Raw genomic sequence first — 18,352 nt, forward strand, 5'->3', positions numbered from 1 at the left:
TTACAGGGTCGGCAACTTGCTTAAGGCCATATGCTCAAGCAACTGGCTGACTGTGGCATGCGTCATCTCGGTAATGGGGTGTGGATAGATACCGAAACCAAGCACTAATATTGCCAGCAATCCCAGTATTAGGAACTCGCGACGGTTGATATCGGTCAGTGCGGCAACATGTGCATTGGCGACCGGGCCATAATACACGCGCTTGATCATCCACAAGGTATAAGCAGCCCCGAAAATCAAGGTAGTGGAAGCCAGGAATGCGTACCAGAAGTTCACTTGTACAGAGCCTAGAATTACCAGGAATTCGCCTACAAAACCAGAAGTCCCAGGCAAACCGGCATTGGCCATGGCAAACAGCACGGCAAATGCGGTAAAGGTCGGCATGGTATTCACCACGCCACCATAATCAGCAATCTGGCGTGAATGCATGCGGTCATACAGCACGCCCACAGACAGGAACATGGCGGAAGAGATAAACCCGTGCGAGACCATCTGCACAATCGCGCCTTCTAGGCCAAGAGGATTGAACAGGAAAAACCCCAGTGTGACAAAGCCCATGTGTGAAATGGAAGAATAGGCGATCAGCTTCTTCATGTCCTTCTGCACCAGGGCCACCAGCGCGATGTACACCACGGCAATCAATGACAGCGTGATCATAAATCCGGACAGATAATGCGAGGCGTCCGGTGCAATGGGCATGGCAAAACGAAGGAAGCTGTAGCCGCCAAGTTTGAGTGCAATCGCAGCCAATACGACGGAACCGCCAGTTGGCGCCTCAACGTGCGCATCAGGCAGCCATGTATGTACCGGCCACATTGGGATCTTGACGGCGAATGCCATGAAAAACGCAATGAATATCAGCACCTGCACATGCAGGTCTAACGGCATGCTGTAGTACTCGGAAATCTCGAAACTGTTGCTCTGGTGATAGAGGTAAATAAATGCAACCAGCATCAGCAGCGAACCAAGCAAGGTATAAAGAAAGAACTTGATGGTGGCATAGACACGGTTGGGCCCACCCCAGATGCCGATTACCAGGAACATGGGAATCAGCATTGCTTCCCAGAAAATATAATAAAGAATGGCATCCAGTGCCGAGAACACCCCTATCATGATGCCGGACATGATGAGGAATGAAGCCATATACTGCGCCACCCTCTTCTGGATGACCTCCCAGCCAGCCAGCACAACAATGAAAGTTGTGAAACTGGTCAGGAGAATCAATGGGACAGCGATGCCATCTACCCCAAGGTGGTAATTGATATTGAAGGCAGGAACCCATTGCAAGTGTTCCTGAAACTGGAAGCCTCCATTGGCAATATCAAAATCCAGGTACAAAGGCACAGTCACGGCAAACCCGGCAATACTGCCAGCAAGGGCGAGCCAGCGTGCCAAGGGCGCGTTTCTGTCCCCGCCGGTACAAAGCACCAGAAAGCCTGCCACGATAGGCACCCAGATAGACAGGCTGAGTATTGGTAGATCGGTCATAGCTTTTTATATCTTCATGAAGAAGGTGAGCAGGAGGAATACGCCTATGATCATGGCAAAGGCATAGTGATAAATCAGGCCAGTCTGCAGGCGACGCACCAGGCCGGCAATTCGCCCTATCAGGTGAGCTGTACCATTGACCAGGAAACCATCAATCAGCTTCACGTCGCCATAGTGCCAAAGCTTGCCACCAAGAAAGCGCGATCCTGCTGCAAAGAATTTCTCGTTGAAGCTATCAAAGCCGTACTTATTATCAAGAATGTAGTAAATCAGTGAGCAACGCGCCTGGATAGCGGCCGGGATGTCCGGGCGCTTCATATAGAAGAACCAGGCCAGCGCTACTCCTGAGGCTGCCAGAATGAATGGCAACGATGTCAGGCCATGCAGGGCCATGGCACCGGCACCATGGAAATGATGGGCCAGCATATGCATGGCACCATGAGCCTCATGATTTACGTAAATGATGTCATGGAAATAGTTGCCAAACAGCATGGGCTCTATCGCGAAATAGCCGATAAATACCGAAGGAATGGCCAGCAAGATCAGTGGTATGGTCACCACCCAAGGAGATTCGTGCGGCTTGTCATGTGGGCCCAGACCATGGTGTTCCTCATGCTCGTCATCAGTGTGGCTGTCGCCATGATCAGCATCATGTGCATGCTCATCATGATGGGCGTGCTGCTGCTCATGGGCATGATGCCCTGACTGCATCCATTTTTCCTTGCCATGGAATACAAGGAAATACATGCGGAATGAATAGAAGGCTGTCACAAACACACCAGCCAGCACAGCAAAGTAGGCAAAACCACTGCCGGGAATCTGCGAAAACTGGGCGGCTTCTATGATGGAATCCTTGGAATAGAACCCCGAAAACAATGGCGTGCCAATCAACGCGAGGGAACCAATAAGCGAGGTAACCCAGGTGATAGGCATGTATTTACGCAGGGCGCCCATATTGCGCATATCCTGATCGTGGTGCATGCCCATGATCACTGAACCTGCGCCAAGGAACAGCAAGGCCTTGAAGAAGGCATGAGTCATCAGATGGAATATCGCGACAGAATAGGCAGACACGCCCAGAGCCACTGTCATGTACCCTAATTGGGAGAGTGTCGAATAGGCAACGACACGCTTGATATCATTTTGGATGATACCGAGGAAGCCCATGAACAAGGCCGTGATGGCACCTATTACCAGTACAAAGGAAAGTGCGGTGGTAGATAATTCATATAATGGCGACATCCGTGCCACCATGAAAATACCGGCAGTCACCATAGTGGCAGCATGAATCAATGCTGAAATGGGGGTTGGCCCCTCCATCGAGTCCGGCAGCCAAACGTGCAATGGCACCTGCGCAGACTTACCCATGGCACCGATAAACAGCAGGATGCAGATTACCGTCATCAATGACCATTCGGTGCCGGGGATTAGCGTTACTTTTGTATCGGCGAACTGCGGAGCAATCGAGAATACGGCGGCGTAATCCAGGCTGCCCAGGTAATACAGCACCATGCTGATGCCAAGCAGAAATCCGAAGTCGCCCACCCGGTTAACCAGGAAAGCCTTTAGATTGGCATAAATGGCTGTGGGCCGCTTGAACCAGAATCCAATCAGCAGATAGGATACCAAGCCCACCGCTTCCCAGCCAAAGAAGAGCTGCATGAAGTTATTGCTCATCACCAGCATCAGCATGGAAAAGGTGAACAGGGAGATATAGCTGAAGAAACGGCTGTAGCCGGGATCTTCATGCATATAGCCTATAGTATAGATATGCACCATGAGCGAGACGAACGTCACCACCACCATCATGGTAGCAGTCAGCCGGTCTACCAGAAAACCAACTTCAAACTGGCTACCGCCGCTGGTCAGCCATGTATAGACTGCGCCATTGAATACATGCCCATCCAGCGCATTCATGAATACGCATACAGACAGGGAAAACGCAGCCGCGACGCCAGCAATCGTGATCCAATGCGCGGATGCCCGTGGCAGCTGGCGACCAAACAGGCCGACGATTGCGGCAGCGATCAATGGCAGCAACGGAATCCAGATATAGAGGCTTTGCACGTTGCTCATCGACACACCCGCTCACTCATTTGCAGGGATACAGGCTGAATATCCATTCTTGTTTAACCTTTCAGTCTGTCCAGATCATCAACATTGATGGTTTTGAGGTTACGGAACAGCAATACCAGAATCGCCAGGCCTATTGCTGACTCAGCAGCTGCAACTGTCAGTATGAAGAAGACGAACACCTGGCCAGCTATATCATTCAGGTAATGGGAGAATGCAATAAAGTTCATGTTGACGGCCAGCAACATCAGCTCAATCGCCATCAACAGCACAATCACATTCTTGCGATTGAGGAAAATGCCAATGACGCTGATAGCAAACAACAGGGAACCAAGAATCAAATAATGTGAAAGGCCGACGCTCATTTTTTCTTCTCCTCCACAGCTTCAGCCGTTACGGGAATAATTTCCTTTTCAGATGGCATGCTGACAATACGAATCCTGTCCGCACGCTTTACCTTGACCTGCTCGGCTGGATCGATGAACTTGGAGTCCTTGCGCTCGCGCAAGGTCAGTGCAATCGCGGCCACAATCGCCACCAACAACACCACAGAGGCAAGCTCGAACGGTAACAAATAATCGGTATAAAGCTGGCGCCCTAGCTCTGCAGTGTTGCTGTACCCAGCTGGACGGGGAGTAGGCGTACTCATCATATCCGGGCTGAAATGCTTGCTGCCCAGGATCATGACCATTTCTGCCGCCATCAGCAGCCCGATTGGCAACGCAATGGGCAGGGCATTCCAGAAGCCCTCGCGCAGTTTGTCCAGGTTGATGTCCAGCATCATGACCACAAACAGGAACAGCACCATGACAGCCCCTACATAGACCAGTACCAGGGCTATGGCAAGAAACTCAGCCTCGAGCAGCAACCAGATGCCAGCTGCCGTGAAAAATGCCAGCACCAGAAAGAGCGCCGCATGTACCGGGTTACGGGCAGTGATGACTCGCAAGCCTGCGAAAAGCAGGATGGCTGCCAAGGCATAGAAAACGTAATCCTGGAATATCATGTTTAAACTCTGTGAAAGTCAAAATATGGGAAATGAGCTGCCTGGGCAGGCGGTCTCACGCTCACATTCATCCCGTCACATTCCTCCTCCTGTGCTTTTTACCTGTAACTTCTATTTTGTTAGAATCACTTACCTATACTTGGCATCAGTAGCACGGTCCGCCGCGATCTGTGCTTCATATTTATCGCCCACAGCCAACAACATGGGCTTGGTGTATAACAGGTCACCACGCTTTTCGCCGTGATAATCAAAAATCCGGGTTTCAACAATGGAGTCAACCGGGCAGGACTCTTCGCAAAATCCGCAAAAGATGCATTTGGTCAGGTCAATGTCATAGCGGGTGGTACGGCGCGTATTATCCTCGCGCTGTTCAGACTCTATGGTGATCGCCAACGCAGGACACACAGCCTCACAAAGCTTGCATGCAATGCAGCGCTCCTCGCCGTTCGGGTAGCGGCGCAGGGCATGCAGGCCGCGGAAGCGCGGACTCATTGGTGTACGCTCCTCGGGGAACTGCACTGTGATTTTGCGCGCAAAGAAGTAGCGCCCGGTCAGCGCCATGCCCTTGACCAGCTCCAACAGCATAAAGCTGGAAAACAGTTCTCTGATCTTGTTTATCATGTTCAACTCTTAATTGAGGCCTTGGCAAAACACCTCATGGCAATATGCCATTGATGTCCTGCATATCCTTTAATGAAACAAATAAGCCCACCGTGTCTGCATCATTCCGCCTACAAACAGAATCCAAACCAGTGTTACAGGAATAAATACCTTCCAGCCCAGACGCATGATCTGGTCATAGCGGTAGCGCGGGAACGTCGCGCGGAACCATAGGAAGAAAAACAACAGGGCCGCCACCTTGAACAGCAGCCACAAGATGCTGTCCGGCAGGAAAGGCACTGGAGACAGCCAGCCTCCCAGGAACATGAGCGCCGCCAGCATGGCAACCAGTATCATATTGGCGTATTCCGCCAGGAAAAATACCGCAAACGCCATCCCCGAATATTCGACATGGAAACCGGCAACAATTTCCGACTCCCCTTCGGCTACGTCAAACGGCGCACGGTTGGTTTCCGCCACTGCGCTGATGAAGTAGACGATAAACAAGGGGAACAGCGGCAGCCAGTACCATTGCCAGAAACCACCGGACTGGGCGAGCACGATCTTGCCCAGATTTAGGCTGTTCGCGGACATCAGGACACCAACCAGCGCAAAGCCCATGGCAATTTCGTATGAAACGATCTGCGCGGCTGAACGCAGCGATCCGAGAAAGGCATATTTCGAGTTGGAAGCCCATCCCGCAATGATCACGCCATAAACCCCCACTGATGTCATCGCCAATATGTAGAGTAATCCGGCATCTATGTCAGCCAGCACCAGTGTCAAATCGAACGGCACCACCGCCCAGGCGGCAAACGCAGGCGCAATCGCCAGCACAGGGCCAAGCAGAAACAAGGTGCGGTTGGCCGCAGTAGGGATGATGATTTCCTTCATCAGCAACTTGAGGCCATCCGCCACTGGTTGAAGCAGGCCGCCATAGCCAACGCGGTTAGGCCCGAGGCGCACTTGCATGAAACCGATTACCTTGCGCTCCGCTAAGGTCAGGTAGGCCACAGCCCCCATCAAGGGCAATACGATAGCGACGATTTTGACCATGGTCCAGACCACGGGCCACAATGGCCCCAACAGGTTCTGTGCGGCATCCATCATGCACTCACCTCTTCCTGGGGCGCTGTTGCAGGAATCCGTTCTATGTAAATCTCGCCCAGTAGGTCTCCCAGGCTTGCTGTAGCAGCAATCGCACCTGGAATACGTACACAACCGTGCGGCACATGGATATCGGCCTTGGCTTCAAGTATGGCACTGCCCGTGCCCTGTTTGACCAGTATCTTTTCACCTTCATTGATACCCAGCTTGGTCAGCTGTTCAGGGTGTATTCCGGCTAACACTGCCTTGGTTACCTGCTTGGTCTTCTGCAATGGTGGGGAACGCCGAACAATCGCATCGGACTGGAACTGCGGAATCTCGCCCACGCGTTGCAGGTCGCTATCCAGCTTGACCTTGATTTCCACATCAATCAACTCACGCAGGTTGTTATTAAGTGTACGCCAGACCACTGCCGAAGGTTTTTCGCCACCGAAAATCTCGTCCTTGACTTCTTCACTGCTGTCAAACTCAAAGCCATGCAGTCCTGCCACATTTCCCAGCACCCGTAACACTTTCCATCCAGGACGAGCCTCACCCAAGGGTTTGGTCACAGCAGTAAAACTCTGCACCCGGCCCTCCATACTCATGAAAGTGCCGGAAGTCTCGGTGAATGGGGTAATTGGCAGTAGCACTGTGGCATCTTCCAAGGCTTCGGATTTATAGGCCGTCAGCGCTACCACGCATTCCGCCTGCTCGATGGCTTGCTTTGCCAGTGCGGCGTTATGGCAATCCAATTCTGGTTCCACATTCACCAGCACATAAGCCTTGCGTGGAGATTCCAGCATGGTCCTGGCATTCAGGCCACCGGCCTTGGGCATGGCACCGACGAGGTTCGCACCAACGCTGTTGGCTCCTGCGCTCAGTACCCCGAAGGTGGCACCACATAATGAGGAAATCGCCTCCGCCAGGCTGAATATCTCGGTATAGCGCGGGTGGTGCTGGGAAATATTGCCCAGGAACACGGCAGAACGCGGGCTGATCAGGTCCATGGTCTCGCCATGTCCAGTCAGGCTCAAGGCAATCGCCTGGCTGTTATCCCAGACCCTGACACCTTCAAGCAAATCGCTCAATGACTTGGGCAGGCACAAGGAGAGACGTTCCATGCCCGATACCGCCTTGAGGATTTGCGACAACACGTTGACCATGTCGTTCGGTGAGCAGATTGCCTTATGCTTGATCGGAATCAGCGGATCATCGTCAAGCGGATTGACTACAGACAGCTCCGCGCCATTGGCAACGGCACGGCGTATGCGCTGTGCCAGCAATGGATGTTCGTTGCGCAGGTTGCTGCCGATCACCAGGATGCGGTCCATTTCCTGCACATCAGGGATATTGCAACCCATCCAGATCACGCCCAGCCGTTTGCCGTCATGGCGGAAATCGGTATGACGCAGACGATAGTCCACATTATCCGAACCCAGTCCGTGCGCAAACTTGGTGGCCAAATGCGCTTCTTCCATGGTGCTGTTAGGTGATATCAATACACCCAGCTCGTCGCTACCATGCGTGCCCACAATCTCCTTGAGATGGCCACCAGCAAATTCCAGTGCGGTTTTCCAATCGGTTTCATGCCACTCTCCATGATGCTTGATCATGGGTACCTTGAGTCGATCTGGACTGTTCAAGCCTTCATATGAAAAACGGTCACGGTCGGAAAGCCAGCATTCATTGATGGTTTCCTTCTCACGCGGCAATACGCGCAGCACCTTGCCATCCTTGATATGCACTTCAATCTGCGATCCCAGGCCATCATGCGGAGCAATGGAAGGCCGGCGCACCAGCTCCCAACTACGGGCCGTATAGCGGAATGGCTTGCTGGTCAACGCACCCACCGGGCACAGGTCTATAATATTGCCTGACAATTCAGAATCTACGCTCTTGTCCACATAGGCGGTAATTTCGGCGTGTTCGCCACGGTTGATCAGGCCCAGCTCCATCATGCCGCCCACTTCCTTGAGGAAGCGCACGCAACGCGTGCATTGTATGCAACGCGTCATATCAGTAGCCACCAAGGGGCCTATATTCTTGTTGATGACAACACGCTTTTCCTCGGTATAGCGCGAGGCTGGAGCGCCATAAGCCATGGCGATGTCTTGTAAATCACACTCGCCGCCCTGGTCACAAATGGGGCAATCCAGCGGATGATTGATCAGGAGGAACTCCATCACGCTCTGCTGAGCTTCAACTGCGGCTTTAGAGCGTGTAAATATCTTCATGCCGTCAGCCACGGGGGTGGCACATGCAGGCAAGGGCTTGTTGAACTTTTCAACCTGCACCAGGCACATGCGGCAATTGGCTGCCACAGACAATTTCTTGTGGTAACAGAAACGGGGAATGGCAATACCCAGCTGGTCAGCAGCGTCAATAATGGTAGAACCGTGCTCTACCTCGACCACCTTGCCATCGATCTCAATATTAAGCATAAGCTACCTCTTCCACCGCCACGCCATCTTCCACCATGCTCCTGCCGTGCTGGATGTAATACTCGAACTCCGGGCGGAAATGTTTGATAAAACTCAGCACCGGTGTTGCCGCTGCGTCACCCAATGCACAAATGGTGCGCCCGGAAATGTTGCTGCTGACGTCAGTGAGCAGGTCAAGGTCTTCCATCCTGCCTTGTCCATCCACAATCCGCTTGATCACCCGGTAAAGCCAGCCAGTGCCTTCACGGCAAGGCGTACACTGCCCGCATGATTCCTCAAAAAAGAAATAGGACAAACGCTTTAGCGCTTTGACCATACACGTGGTTTCATCCATGACAATCATGGAGCCGGCACCCAGGCTGGAACCTGCCTTGGAAAGACCATCGTAATCCATGGTCGCCCCAATAATGGCTGAAGCTGGTAAAACGGCAGTTGACGGCCCTCCGGGGATGACGGCTTTCAACTGACGCCCCTTCCATACACCCCCAGCCAGCGCAAGCAATTCTGCAAACGAGATCCCCATATTCACCTCGTAATTCCCGGGTTTTTCTACGTGCCCTGAGATCGAGAAAATCTTGGTTCCTCCTGAATTGGCTACGCCAAGCTCCTGGAATGCCTGGCCACCGTGCTCCATGATCCATGGAATCGACGTGTAGGACTCTGTGTTGTTCACGTTAGTCGGCTTGCCAAACACGCCGTAGCTGGCAGGAAAAGGCGGCTTGAACCGCGGCTGCCCCTTCTTGCCCTCTATCGATTCGATCAATGCAGTTTCCTCGCCACAAATATAGGCACCATAACCATGGACCGCATGAAGATCGAAACTGAAACCGGTACCAAACAGGTTTTCACCGAGATATCCCGCTTGGCGCGCTTCATCAAGTGCGGCCTCGAAAATCTCGTAATCCTGCCAGATTTCACCATGTATATAGTTGTAACCTACCCGTGCACCCAGTGTATAAGCGGCAATCGCCATGCCCTCAATCAGTTGATGCGGGTTGTAGCGGATAATGTCCCTGTCCTTGAAAGTCCCTGGCTCACCTTCATCGGTATTGCATACCAGGTACTTGGTGCCATCAAAATAACGTGGCATGAAACTCCACTTGAGCCCTGTGGGGAAACCCGCGCCACCGCGACCGCGCAAGCCTGAAAGCTTGACCTGGCTAATAATTTCCGTAGCCTTGACCTTTTCTGTCACCAGGCGCTTAAGCTGGGCATAACCGCCCAATTTCAGGTAAGTCTCCAGGGATGCTGGATCTGCTTGACCAGCAGTACGCAAGCAAACCAAGGTTTGTGTTGCAGTCATTTGTCCAGCCCTTCCAGAATCTTGTCCACCTTCTCTGGCGTTAGGTATTCATGCATATCAGTGTTATTGATATGGAATAGCGGCGCACCACCGCAACATCCCATGCACTCCCCTTCCTTCAGGGTGAATCGGCCATCTGCGGTTGTTTCGTTAAATCCTATGCCCAGTTTCTTTTCCAGGTGATCAACGATTTCTTCAGAGTCCCTCAGCATGCAGGAAATATTGGTACATACCGTAATCTTGTATTTACCAACCGGTTCCAGCTCATACATATTGTAGAAAGTTGCCACTTCCAGGGCAGCAATGGCTGGAATGCGAAGATAGTCCGCCACTTCCGCAATCGTGTCCTTGGACAGCCAGCCCTTTTCCGTCTGCGCGATACGCAAGGCAGACATCACGGCCGCTTGGCGGTGTTCAGGGGGATACTTGGCCAGTTCACGTTCAATTTTTGCCAGAGACTCAGCAGACAAGCTCATCTATCAATCTCTCCGAATACAATATCCTGCGTGCCTATGATCGCCACCAAATCGGCAATCATGTGGCCACGTGTCATTTCATCGAGTGCTGCGAGATGCGGAAAACCTGGTGCGCGTATCTTGAGCCTGTAAGGCTTGTTCGCGCCATCAGATATCAGGTAAATGCCAAACTCGCCCTTTGGATGTTCCACCGCGGCATAGGCTTCACCTGCCGGAATATGGAACCCTTCGGTAAACAGCTTGAAATGATGAATCAGCGCCTCCATGTCGTGCTTCATCCCTTCGCGCTGTGGAGGTGCAACCTTGGTGTTATCACTGATGACAGGCCCTGGGTTTTTACGCAGCCAATCAATACATTGCTTGACAATGCGATTGGACTGGCGAAATTCTTCTATGCGCACCAGGTAGCGGTCATAGCAATCTCCATTCACACCCACTGGAATGTCAAAATCCAGCTTATCGTAAACCTCATAAGGCTGTTTCTTGCGCAAATCCCAGGCAAAACCGGAACCACGCAACATTGGGCCTGTCATTCCCAAGGCTAGTGCACGCTCAGGCGATACCACGCCTATACCCACAGTCCGCTGTTTCCAGATGCGGTTATCGGTCAGCAGGGTTTCATACTCATCAACATAAGTCGGAAAACGATTTGTAAAGTCCTCGATAAAATCCAGTACCGAGCCCTGACGGTTTTCATTGAGACGCTTGACGTCTTCCTTGCTACGGACTGTGGATTCCTCGTATTGAGGCATACGATCTGGCAAGTCGCGATAAACACCGCCGGGACGATAGTAAGCAGCATGCATACGCGCGCCAGATACTGCCTCATAGCAGTCAAACAGATCTTCACGTTCACGGAATGCATAGAGAAACACTGTCATTGCACCCACATCCAACGCATGTGCACCCAGCCATAACAAGTGATTGAGGATTCGCGTAATCTCGTCAAACATCACACGTATATATTGCGCACGCAACGGCACTTCCAGCCCCAGCAACTTCTCGATCGCCATTACATACGCATGCTCGTTGGACATCATGGATACATAATCCAGCCTATCCATATAGGGGACGGATTGCAGGTATGTCCGGTTTTCCGCAAGCTTCTCGGTACCGCGATGCAGCAAGCCAATGTGGGGGTCCGCGCGCTGAATCACTTCACCATCCAACTCCAGCACCAGCCTCAACACTCCATGAGCCGCAGGATGCTGTGGCCCAAAATTCATGGTGTAATTTCGAATTTCAGCCATGGTGGAAGCCCTCTTCCCGTATGACGCGAGGCACATTGTTACGCGGGTCTATAGTTACAGGCTGGTAGATCACGCGTTGTTGCTCTGGGTCATAACGCATTTCCACATTACCAATCATCGGAAAATCCTTGCGGAAAGGATGACCGACAAAACCATAATCTGTAAGTAGGCGACGCAAGTCAGGATGGCCCTCATACATGATGCCGTAGAGATCGAAAGACTCACGCTCGAACCAGTTGGCAGCAGACCACAGATCAACCAACGTAGGCAGCACGGGGAAGTCGTCATCAGAGGCAAACACTCTCAAGCGCACACGCTGATTCAGACTGATGGAAAGAAAATGATAGACGGTGGCAAAACGCAAGCCGGACCAGGAGCCTTCACCATAATCCGCATAATCCACACCACAAAGATCAATTAACTGCTCGAACTTGAGCTGGGAATGATCACGCAACAAAGCTGACACATCAAGCAGGTTGCCTGGCTTGCACTCTATGGTGACCTCGCCAACATGCTCAACCAGCCTGGAAAGCTTATCACCGAGTACTTGTTGCAGATTATCTTTTAACTGTTCCAATCGTGTCATATGGCTCTGCTCTTACCGTGCAATCGTGTTAGTACGACGGATCTTGCTCTGCAACTGGATAATTCCATATAACAAAGCCTCGGCAGTTGGAGGACAACCCGGCACGTAGACATCAACAGGAACGATGCGATCACAACCACGCACCACTGCATACGAATAATGGTAGTAACCACCGCCATTGGCACATGACCCCATGGAAATCACCCACCTGGGCTCTGCCATTTGGTCATATACCTTGCGCAAGGCTGGTGCCATCTTGTTTACCAGGGTGCCTGCGACAATCATTACATCTGATTGTCGCGGGCTTGGCCTGAATACGATACCAAACCGATCTAGATCATAACGGGCAGCCCCCGCATGCATCATTTCAACCGCACAACAGGCAAGGCCAAAGGTCATGGGCCAGAGAGATCCGGTGCGGGTATAGTTGATCACCGTATCCAGCGTAGTGGTAACAAACCCCTTTTCAAGTATGCCTTCGATACTCATGCAAGATCACCCATGGCCCAAAAATGATTCATTGCCAGTTTATTTACCAATATCACGATCACTCCCACTCCAATGCCCCCTTCATCCATTCGTAAACAAAGCCCACGACTAGAATACCGAGGAAAACCAACATGGCGAGAAAACCAAATAGTCCTATTTCCTGGAGAACCACTGCCCAGGGAAACAGGAATGCAATTTCAAGATCAAAGAGAATAAACAGAATGGCAACAAGGTAATAGCGCACATCGAATTTCATGCGCGCATCCTCAAATGCTTCAAAGCCACACTCGTATGGCGAGTTTTTCTCGCCATCGGGCCGATTAGGGGATACCAATTTGCCAAGGACAATAGGAGCAACACCGACCGCGAGGCCGACAATGATGAACAGCAAAATTGGAAAATAATTCTCCAGCACGTTCAAGTCCCATCCAAATCAGCTTTTGAAAGCTGTACAGTGCAACGCGTCAGCAAATCCAACAAGATTCACTGACACCCAAACTTACCATCAACACTTCCGGGGGATGTAGCGACTCAGGAAGCACCCTTAAAAAAATTAGGGCTTTCACAGGCCAACCCGCATTTGAAGCGGTCAAAACAACACATCAAGATACATAATATACCCTGTATTTGTTAATGAATTGTAACACATAAATTACAATTAAACACCGCCAGATCCAGCCAATAACGGGGCATTTAGGTTATTCACTGTTTTTATTGGAGTAATCAAATAATGCCCTTATAAAAATCAGGATTAAATGAAAATCAATTAACTTTTTGTTACACAAATAACCTTATAAGTTACATGTTTTTCTCTAAAAGGAAGAGCTTCAGGACACACCAAATTGATTAATAACCATCAAGACACAACTCAATCAATACCTCATAAAGTAATAAGTAAGCGTCCTGGGCCGAATTTAAGAGGCCGGACATGATGGCGACCAGAATGGGCATAGAGATAGGCTAAAAAGAAAAGCCCGCCAATCTCTAGGATTAATGCGGGCTTTGATATGGTTTGATACTGCTTGATTTATTCTTTGGTGCCGACGGTGAGACTCGAACTCACACGGCTTTCGCCACTACCCCCTCAAGATAGCGTGTCTACCAATTCCACCACGACGGCATTGGGGCTTACCCCTGGAAATTTCACTGAGGAACATCCTTGGCTGATGAAGGTTCAGCAGGCTTGGGAGCATCCGCTGCAGGAGCAGATGTTGTTGTCACCTTTTGCACAATGCTTCCACCTTGCACACGATGACTTGTCAGGTATGCCAGGCTCAGGCTTGTAATAAAAAAGATGGCAACAAAAATTGAAGTCGCACGGCTCATGAAATTTGAAGAGCCACTCACACCAAACAGGCTGCCTGATGCACCACTACCGAAAGCAGCTCCCATATCAGCACCCTTGCCATGCTGCAGAAGCACAAGACCAACAACTCCCAATGCAGCAATGACGTGTATAACTGTAACTAAAGTTTCCATTTCCCTCACATCCCCCTGCTTGCTTAAATTTTACAAGCAGCGCGACAAATTCTTTCAAAATCAGCGGCATCCAGAGAACAGCGTCCGATCAGACCACCGTCTATATCCGGCATAGACAGTAATTGTGCCGCATTTATTGGATTTACGCTACCCCCATAGATGATTCTTACACTTTCCGCAGCGCCCGGATGCAAGGCTGAGATACGCTCGCGAATGAATGAATGCGCGGCTTGCGCTTGTTGCGGCGTAGCATTTTTATTGGTCCCGATTGCCCACACTGGCTCATAAGCAACCACGGCATGATCAAGCAAGGCACCCCCTGAAACCGACAAGACAAAATCGAGCTGGTTGGCAATCGCATACTCCATTACACCAGACTCCCTCTCTTGCAAGGTTTCACCAACGCAGAAGATCGGTGTGATGCCATGTTTCTTTGCCACGGCAAACTTGTCTGCAATATTGGCATCGCTCTCGCAATAAGCATTGCTACGCTCGGAGTGGCCAATAATCACGTAGCTGGAACCAAACTCTTTGAGCATGGTTGCACTGACTTCACCGGTATAGGCTCCCGCTTCATGCTTGGCGATATTTTGTGCGCCCCAGGCAATATTACTGCCACTCAAGATAGCTTGGGCCTGGAATAGATAGGGATAAGGCACACACACCGCAAAATCGGCATGATTGATGCCATGCAAGCCACGCACAAGCGCATCAAACAACCTCTTGTTCTGTGCAAGGTTGCCATTCATTTTCCAGTTACCGACAACCAGCTTGCGACGCATAAATAGACCCGAAAATTTTCCCGATATTAACTTGTGGTTGCCACCATGGTCAACGCAGAGGCGCTGAATGCCAGTAGTGGCGAGGCTTTTAGCCAGAAGACATCACTTGACCTGCTGCCAGTGCTGCAAACATAACTGTAGCGACTTTACGCCGCGGTATTCATTGACTTGCAATTGATAGACAGCTTGTATGGTATCCGGCAGAAACTCTTCCTGCCGAAAGAAAATCGCATCAAACTGGCTACCGGATTTCTCCAGGCTCAATTTCAAGTGCCGCTCACCGACAATACGCTGGCTAACCACGCTGAACTCATCAAAAAACAAGGGGGCGGGAAAGCCCTGGCCCCATACCTGGCGCTCTATGGTTTGCGCCATATCCAGCGCCAGTTCATCGGTAGCCAATGCACCATCAACCTCTATCACGGCCTCCAAGTCTGCAGGCGTCAGCAAACTCGACACCACTTCTTCAAATGCCAGATTGAACCGCTCAAAATCAGCTTCCATCAAGCCAAGCCCCGCAGCCATGGCATGACCGCCGAACTTCAGCAACAGGCCTGGATATCGCTTGGAAAGCAGGTCCAGCGCATCACGCAGGTGCAGACCGGGGATAGAGCGCCCGGACCCTTTGATCTGCCCATCGTTCGCTCTCGCAAATGCAATGACCGGTCTATGATATTTTTCCTTGATTCTAGATGCCAGGATACCAATAACACCCTGGTGCCAGTCAGGATTGAACATGCTCAGGCTAAATCGTCCTTCGGTATCCACATCATCCAGCACCAGCATCGCGGTGTCCTGCATGCCAGATTCAATACTACGCCGCTCCTGATTGAGGTCATGCAGGTGCTGCGCCATGCGCAAGGCGGCTGCCGGATTTTCCTCCAGCAGGCAGGCAATGCCCAAGGACATATCATCCAGGCGCCCTGCGGCATTAAGGCGGGGACCAATACTGAACCCCATGTCCTGCGCACCCGCCTTGAGGTGATCTCGCGCTGCTACTTGGAACAGCGCCAGAATACCCGCACAACACTTGCCAGCACGAATGCGGCGCAAGCCCTGCTCCACCAGGATCCGGTTATTGTCATCCAGCTTGACCAGGTCAGCCACTGTGCCCAATGCCACCAGGTCCAGTAACTCAGTGAGATTGGGCTCAGGGTTATTGTCAAATGCACCTCGCGACCGCATCTCTGCGCGCAAGGCCAGCAATACATAAAAAATCACGCCCACGCCTGCCAGATGCTTACTGGGAAACGTACAGCCGCGCTGGTTGGGATTGACGATACAGGCAGCAAGGGGTGTTTCGTCTCCGGGCAAATGGTGATCCGTCACCAGCACCGGTATACCGAGACGATTAGCGGTTTCCACCCCGTCTACGCTGGCAATGCCGTTATCTACAGTCAGGATGATGTCAGGTTTTCTCTGAGCAGCCAGCATGACAATTTCTGGGGTTAGCCCATATCCATATTCAAACCGATTGGGCACCAGGAAATCCACCTTGCCCTGCATGCTGCGCAAGCCCTTGACTGCCACAGCTGTTGCTGTAGCGCCGTCAGCATCATAGTCGCCGACCACCAAAATGCGTTTCCCAGCCAAGATGGCATCCGCCAACAAATTGGCCATGTCCGTGTTATTGGTCAAAAGCTCCGGCGGCAGCAAGCGTGCCAGGGTAGCTTCCATTTGTGCAGGCTGGGTAATACCACGCCCTGCCAACAATCGTGCCAATGCCATGCTGATCCCAGCTTGTCTCAGTCGTTCGACAACTTGAGTATCAAAATTTCTTTGTATGATCTGTACCATGAAAATATGATTCTATTGCCTGTGGCTTACGCCAGAATTTCCAGAGGTCAAACGGCTGCAAATGCAAATGCAACACGCGCCCATGAATTGAAAAAAAAATGTCCAGCTGACTGAGTTTCCGAGTTTTCAGCGCCTGTAGCGACAGATGACTCCATTGCGGCCCCAGTATGCCAGTGCGGGAAACGACAATAACATCTTCCACCGCATGCGCCAGGATAGTCTCAAAGTCAGGCACCTCCTCAGCAGGCATATTGGCAGCCACCGCCATGCCACGCACCAAACTGCTATCGGTAAACAATTGCGGACCAGGGGCCTGTGCAACTACAGGGAATCGGCCTCCCCCCGATAACCAGAGGCTGTTCACTGGCAATTCGCCACGTGATTCACGCGCGTGATTGACCTCATGCTCGAATAGCAGCATTTGCACTTCATTGACAAAACTGCGCCATTTCGCTGCGGATTGACCCTGGGGTGAAAAAGACCTGATATCCCGGCCTACCGCCTCCGCAACAAGTCGGGTCTGTATCCCCGGAGGCTCTGGCAATCGTAAATACCAATGCCCTTCATCCCCCAATGAGAACTCCAGGCCTTGTGCAGAAAAATGCTGGTTAAGTGAAGCAATCAGTATCTTTGCTTCGCTCTCAGGTAGAGGCAAGGGGGCAGGCTGATTCAACAGAAAATGATCACGTTGCAGCAAAAAATTGACGGGGCTCAGCAATAGCCAGTGGACATCATCTGGCAAAAAGCCCTGCCCTAACCTGGAAAATGGAGCAAGCGGCCAATCCTCCTGCCGAGCCACGCTGAATAAATGGCACAACTTCTCATCCATGGCTGCATCCAGCCACAGGCTTTTACCTGCCGCAAGCAGTCGCGCCAAGGCGCTATCATCCAGCACATGCTGGAAAATATCAGAGAAATCGGTCAGGTAAAGTTGTAGTTTCACACAGATGTCACTTTGTCATGATGCGCGTTGAGCGCTAAGATAGAAAACATTCTCTCCCTAAAAGCGCAATATGATGGATATTATTTTATGGCGCCACGCCGAAGCCGAGGAAGGCTTTCCAGACCTCGCGCGAAAACTGACTGCCAAAGGCGAGCAGCAAGCTGCAAAAATGGCAGCATGGCTTAAACAGCATATGCCAGAAAATACGCGCATTCTGGTCAGCCCAGCACAACGCACCCAGCAAACCGCCCGCGCCCTTGAGCTGGAGTTTACCACTTTGGATGAACTGGCTCCCGGTTCATCCCCTCAGGTATTGCTGGATGCTGCTGGCTGGCCCTTGGGCAAGGACAGTGTATTGATCATCGGCCACCAACCTACCCTGGGCATGGCTGCCGCCTATGCCATGACGCGCAGGCTGCAATATTGGAGTGTGAAAAAAGGGGCCATCTGGTGGATTTCAAACCGCCGGCGAGGCGAGGAAGAACAAACGGTATTGCGTGCAATGCTGACACCCGAGCTAATTTGATGGCTCTCCCGTCACAAAATAACA

General features: G+C 51.5%; 18 protein-coding genes and 1 tRNA gene. 1 reads left to right on the top strand and 18 read right to left on the bottom strand.

Features of this window, described 5'->3' with window-relative positions:
- The 18 genes from LG200_RS08855 to LG200_RS08940 form a co-directional block, all read right to left on the bottom strand.
- Entirely contained in the window at window positions 1-1,488 is a 1,488-nt protein-coding gene (locus tag LG200_RS08855; protein WP_226757196.1) for an NADH-quinone oxidoreductase subunit M, read from the bottom strand.
- Window positions 1,489-1,494: 6 nt separating this feature from the next.
- Window positions 1,495-3,564, bottom strand: a complete 2,070-nt coding sequence (gene nuoL, locus LG200_RS08860) for an NADH-quinone oxidoreductase subunit L (RefSeq protein ID WP_226757197.1) — start codon at window positions 3,562-3,564, stop codon at window positions 1,495-1,497.
- A gap of 53 nt (window positions 3,565-3,617) precedes the next feature.
- Window positions 3,618-3,926, bottom strand: a complete 309-nt coding sequence (gene nuoK, locus LG200_RS08865; RefSeq protein ID WP_226757198.1) for an NADH-quinone oxidoreductase subunit NuoK — start codon at window positions 3,924-3,926, stop codon at window positions 3,618-3,620.
- Window positions 3,923-4,567, bottom strand: coding sequence for an NADH-quinone oxidoreductase subunit J (locus tag LG200_RS08870; protein WP_226757199.1), 645 nt, complete (start codon window positions 4,565-4,567; stop codon window positions 3,923-3,925). Before LG200_RS08870 ends, nuoK begins: the two co-directional genes overlap by 4 nt.
- Before the next feature lie 129 nt (window positions 4,568-4,696).
- Window positions 4,697-5,188, bottom strand: a complete 492-nt coding sequence (gene nuoI, locus LG200_RS08875) for an NADH-quinone oxidoreductase subunit NuoI (RefSeq protein WP_226757200.1) — start codon at window positions 5,186-5,188, stop codon at window positions 4,697-4,699.
- Window positions 5,189-5,257: 69 nt separating this feature from the next.
- Window positions 5,258-6,277: an NADH-quinone oxidoreductase subunit NuoH gene (nuoH, locus tag LG200_RS08880; protein WP_226757201.1), complete on the bottom strand. Its 1,020-nt coding sequence runs from the start codon at window positions 6,275-6,277 to the stop codon at window positions 5,258-5,260.
- Window positions 6,274-8,697, bottom strand: coding sequence for an NADH-quinone oxidoreductase subunit NuoG (gene nuoG, locus LG200_RS08885; RefSeq protein ID WP_226757202.1), 2,424 nt, complete (start codon window positions 8,695-8,697; stop codon window positions 6,274-6,276). The genes nuoH and nuoG overlap by 4 nt, the downstream gene beginning before the upstream one ends.
- On the bottom strand, window positions 8,690-10,000 hold the full coding sequence (gene nuoF / locus LG200_RS08890; protein WP_226757203.1) for an NADH-quinone oxidoreductase subunit NuoF: 1,311 nt from the start codon (window positions 9,998-10,000) through the stop codon (window positions 8,690-8,692). The genes nuoG and nuoF overlap by 8 nt, the downstream gene beginning before the upstream one ends.
- Window positions 9,997-10,476, bottom strand: a complete 480-nt coding sequence (nuoE, locus tag LG200_RS08895) for an NADH-quinone oxidoreductase subunit NuoE (protein WP_226757204.1) — start codon at window positions 10,474-10,476, stop codon at window positions 9,997-9,999. Before nuoE ends, nuoF begins: the two co-directional genes overlap by 4 nt.
- Window positions 10,473-11,726 carry an NADH-quinone oxidoreductase subunit D gene (locus tag LG200_RS08900; protein ID WP_226757205.1) on the bottom strand — a complete coding sequence of 418 codons (1,254 nt, stop codon included), beginning with the start codon at window positions 11,724-11,726 and terminating at the stop codon, window positions 10,473-10,475. Before LG200_RS08900 ends, nuoE begins: the two co-directional genes overlap by 4 nt.
- The gene (locus LG200_RS08905) at window positions 11,719-12,312 is read right to left on the bottom strand and encodes an NADH-quinone oxidoreductase subunit C (RefSeq protein WP_226757206.1); all 594 of its coding nucleotides are present in this window, start codon (window positions 12,310-12,312) and stop codon (window positions 11,719-11,721) included. The genes LG200_RS08900 and LG200_RS08905 overlap by 8 nt, the downstream gene beginning before the upstream one ends.
- Window positions 12,313-12,324: 12 nt before the next feature.
- Entirely contained in the window at window positions 12,325-12,801 is a 477-nt protein-coding gene (locus LG200_RS08910) for a NuoB/complex I 20 kDa subunit family protein (protein WP_226757207.1), read from the bottom strand.
- Between the two features lie 58 nt (window positions 12,802-12,859).
- Window positions 12,860-13,216, bottom strand: coding sequence for an NADH-quinone oxidoreductase subunit A (locus LG200_RS08915; RefSeq protein WP_226757208.1), 357 nt, complete (start codon window positions 13,214-13,216; stop codon window positions 12,860-12,862).
- 620 nt (window positions 13,217-13,836) lie between these two features.
- Window positions 13,837-13,921, bottom strand: a tRNA-Leu gene (locus LG200_RS08920).
- 23 nt (window positions 13,922-13,944) lie between these two features.
- Complete coding sequence (secG, locus tag LG200_RS08925; RefSeq protein ID WP_226757209.1) at window positions 13,945-14,280, bottom strand: preprotein translocase subunit SecG; 336 nt, start codon at window positions 14,278-14,280, stop codon at window positions 13,945-13,947.
- 23 nt (window positions 14,281-14,303) lie between these two features.
- Window positions 14,304-15,062 carry a triose-phosphate isomerase gene (gene tpiA / locus LG200_RS08930; protein ID WP_226757210.1) on the bottom strand — a complete coding sequence of 253 codons (759 nt, stop codon included), beginning with the start codon at window positions 15,060-15,062 and terminating at the stop codon, window positions 14,304-14,306.
- 102 nt (window positions 15,063-15,164) lie between these two features.
- The gene (gene recJ / locus LG200_RS08935) at window positions 15,165-16,859 is read right to left on the bottom strand and encodes a single-stranded-DNA-specific exonuclease RecJ (RefSeq protein ID WP_226757211.1); all 1,695 of its coding nucleotides are present in this window, start codon (window positions 16,857-16,859) and stop codon (window positions 15,165-15,167) included.
- Window positions 16,831-17,802, bottom strand: coding sequence for a hypothetical protein (locus LG200_RS08940; protein ID WP_226757212.1), 972 nt, complete (start codon window positions 17,800-17,802; stop codon window positions 16,831-16,833). The genes recJ and LG200_RS08940 overlap by 29 nt, the downstream gene beginning before the upstream one ends.
- A gap of 73 nt (window positions 17,803-17,875) precedes the next feature.
- On the opposite strand from LG200_RS08940, the gene LG200_RS08945 reads away from it, so the two are divergent.
- The gene (locus LG200_RS08945) at window positions 17,876-18,328 is read left to right on the top strand and encodes a SixA phosphatase family protein (RefSeq protein ID WP_226757337.1); all 453 of its coding nucleotides are present in this window, start codon (window positions 17,876-17,878) and stop codon (window positions 18,326-18,328) included.
- Window positions 18,329-18,352 lie beyond the last annotated feature (24 nt).

The organism is Methylobacillus caricis (assembly GCF_020532705.1).
In the GTDB taxonomy this organism is placed as follows: domain Bacteria; phylum Pseudomonadota; class Gammaproteobacteria; order Burkholderiales; family Methylophilaceae; genus Methylobacillus; species Methylobacillus caricis.

Excerpts from the sequence above, each read along its gene's own strand:
- LG200_RS08855 (WP_226757196.1), bottom strand. The coding sequence starts at position 1,488 with ATGACCGATCTACCAATACTCAGCCTGTCTATCTGGGTGCCTATCGTG.
- nuoL (WP_226757197.1), bottom strand. The coding sequence starts at position 3,564 with ATGAGCAACGTGCAAAGCCTCTATATCTGGATTCCGTTGCTGCCATTG.
- nuoK (WP_226757198.1), bottom strand. The coding sequence starts at position 3,926 with ATGAGCGTCGGCCTTTCACATTATTTGATTCTTGGTTCCCTGTTGTTT.
- LG200_RS08870 (WP_226757199.1), bottom strand. The coding sequence starts at position 4,567 with ATGATATTCCAGGATTACGTTTTCTATGCCTTGGCAGCCATCCTGCTT.
- nuoI (WP_226757200.1), bottom strand. The coding sequence starts at position 5,188 with ATGATAAACAAGATCAGAGAACTGTTTTCCAGCTTTATGCTGTTGGAG.
- nuoH (WP_226757201.1), bottom strand. The coding sequence starts at position 6,277 with ATGATGGATGCCGCACAGAACCTGTTGGGGCCATTGTGGCCCGTGGTC.
- nuoG (WP_226757202.1), bottom strand. The coding sequence starts at position 8,697 with ATGCTTAATATTGAGATCGATGGCAAGGTGGTCGAGGTAGAGCACGGT.
- nuoF (WP_226757203.1), bottom strand. The coding sequence starts at position 10,000 with ATGACTGCAACACAAACCTTGGTTTGCTTGCGTACTGCTGGTCAAGCA.
- nuoE (WP_226757204.1), bottom strand. The coding sequence starts at position 10,476 with ATGAGCTTGTCTGCTGAGTCTCTGGCAAAAATTGAACGTGAACTGGCC.
- LG200_RS08900 (WP_226757205.1), bottom strand. The coding sequence starts at position 11,726 with ATGGCTGAAATTCGAAATTACACCATGAATTTTGGGCCACAGCATCCT.
- LG200_RS08905 (WP_226757206.1), bottom strand. The coding sequence starts at position 12,312 with ATGACACGATTGGAACAGTTAAAAGATAATCTGCAACAAGTACTCGGT.
- LG200_RS08910 (WP_226757207.1), bottom strand. The coding sequence starts at position 12,801 with ATGAGTATCGAAGGCATACTTGAAAAGGGGTTTGTTACCACTACGCTG.
- secG (WP_226757209.1), bottom strand. The coding sequence starts at position 14,280 with ATGGAAACTTTAGTTACAGTTATACACGTCATTGCTGCATTGGGAGTT.
- tpiA (WP_226757210.1), bottom strand. The coding sequence starts at position 15,062 with ATGCGTCGCAAGCTGGTTGTCGGTAACTGGAAAATGAATGGCAACCTT.
- recJ (WP_226757211.1), bottom strand. The coding sequence starts at position 16,859 with ATGGTACAGATCATACAAAGAAATTTTGATACTCAAGTTGTCGAACGA.
- LG200_RS08945 (WP_226757337.1), top strand. The coding sequence starts at position 17,876 with ATGGATATTATTTTATGGCGCCACGCCGAAGCCGAGGAAGGCTTTCCA.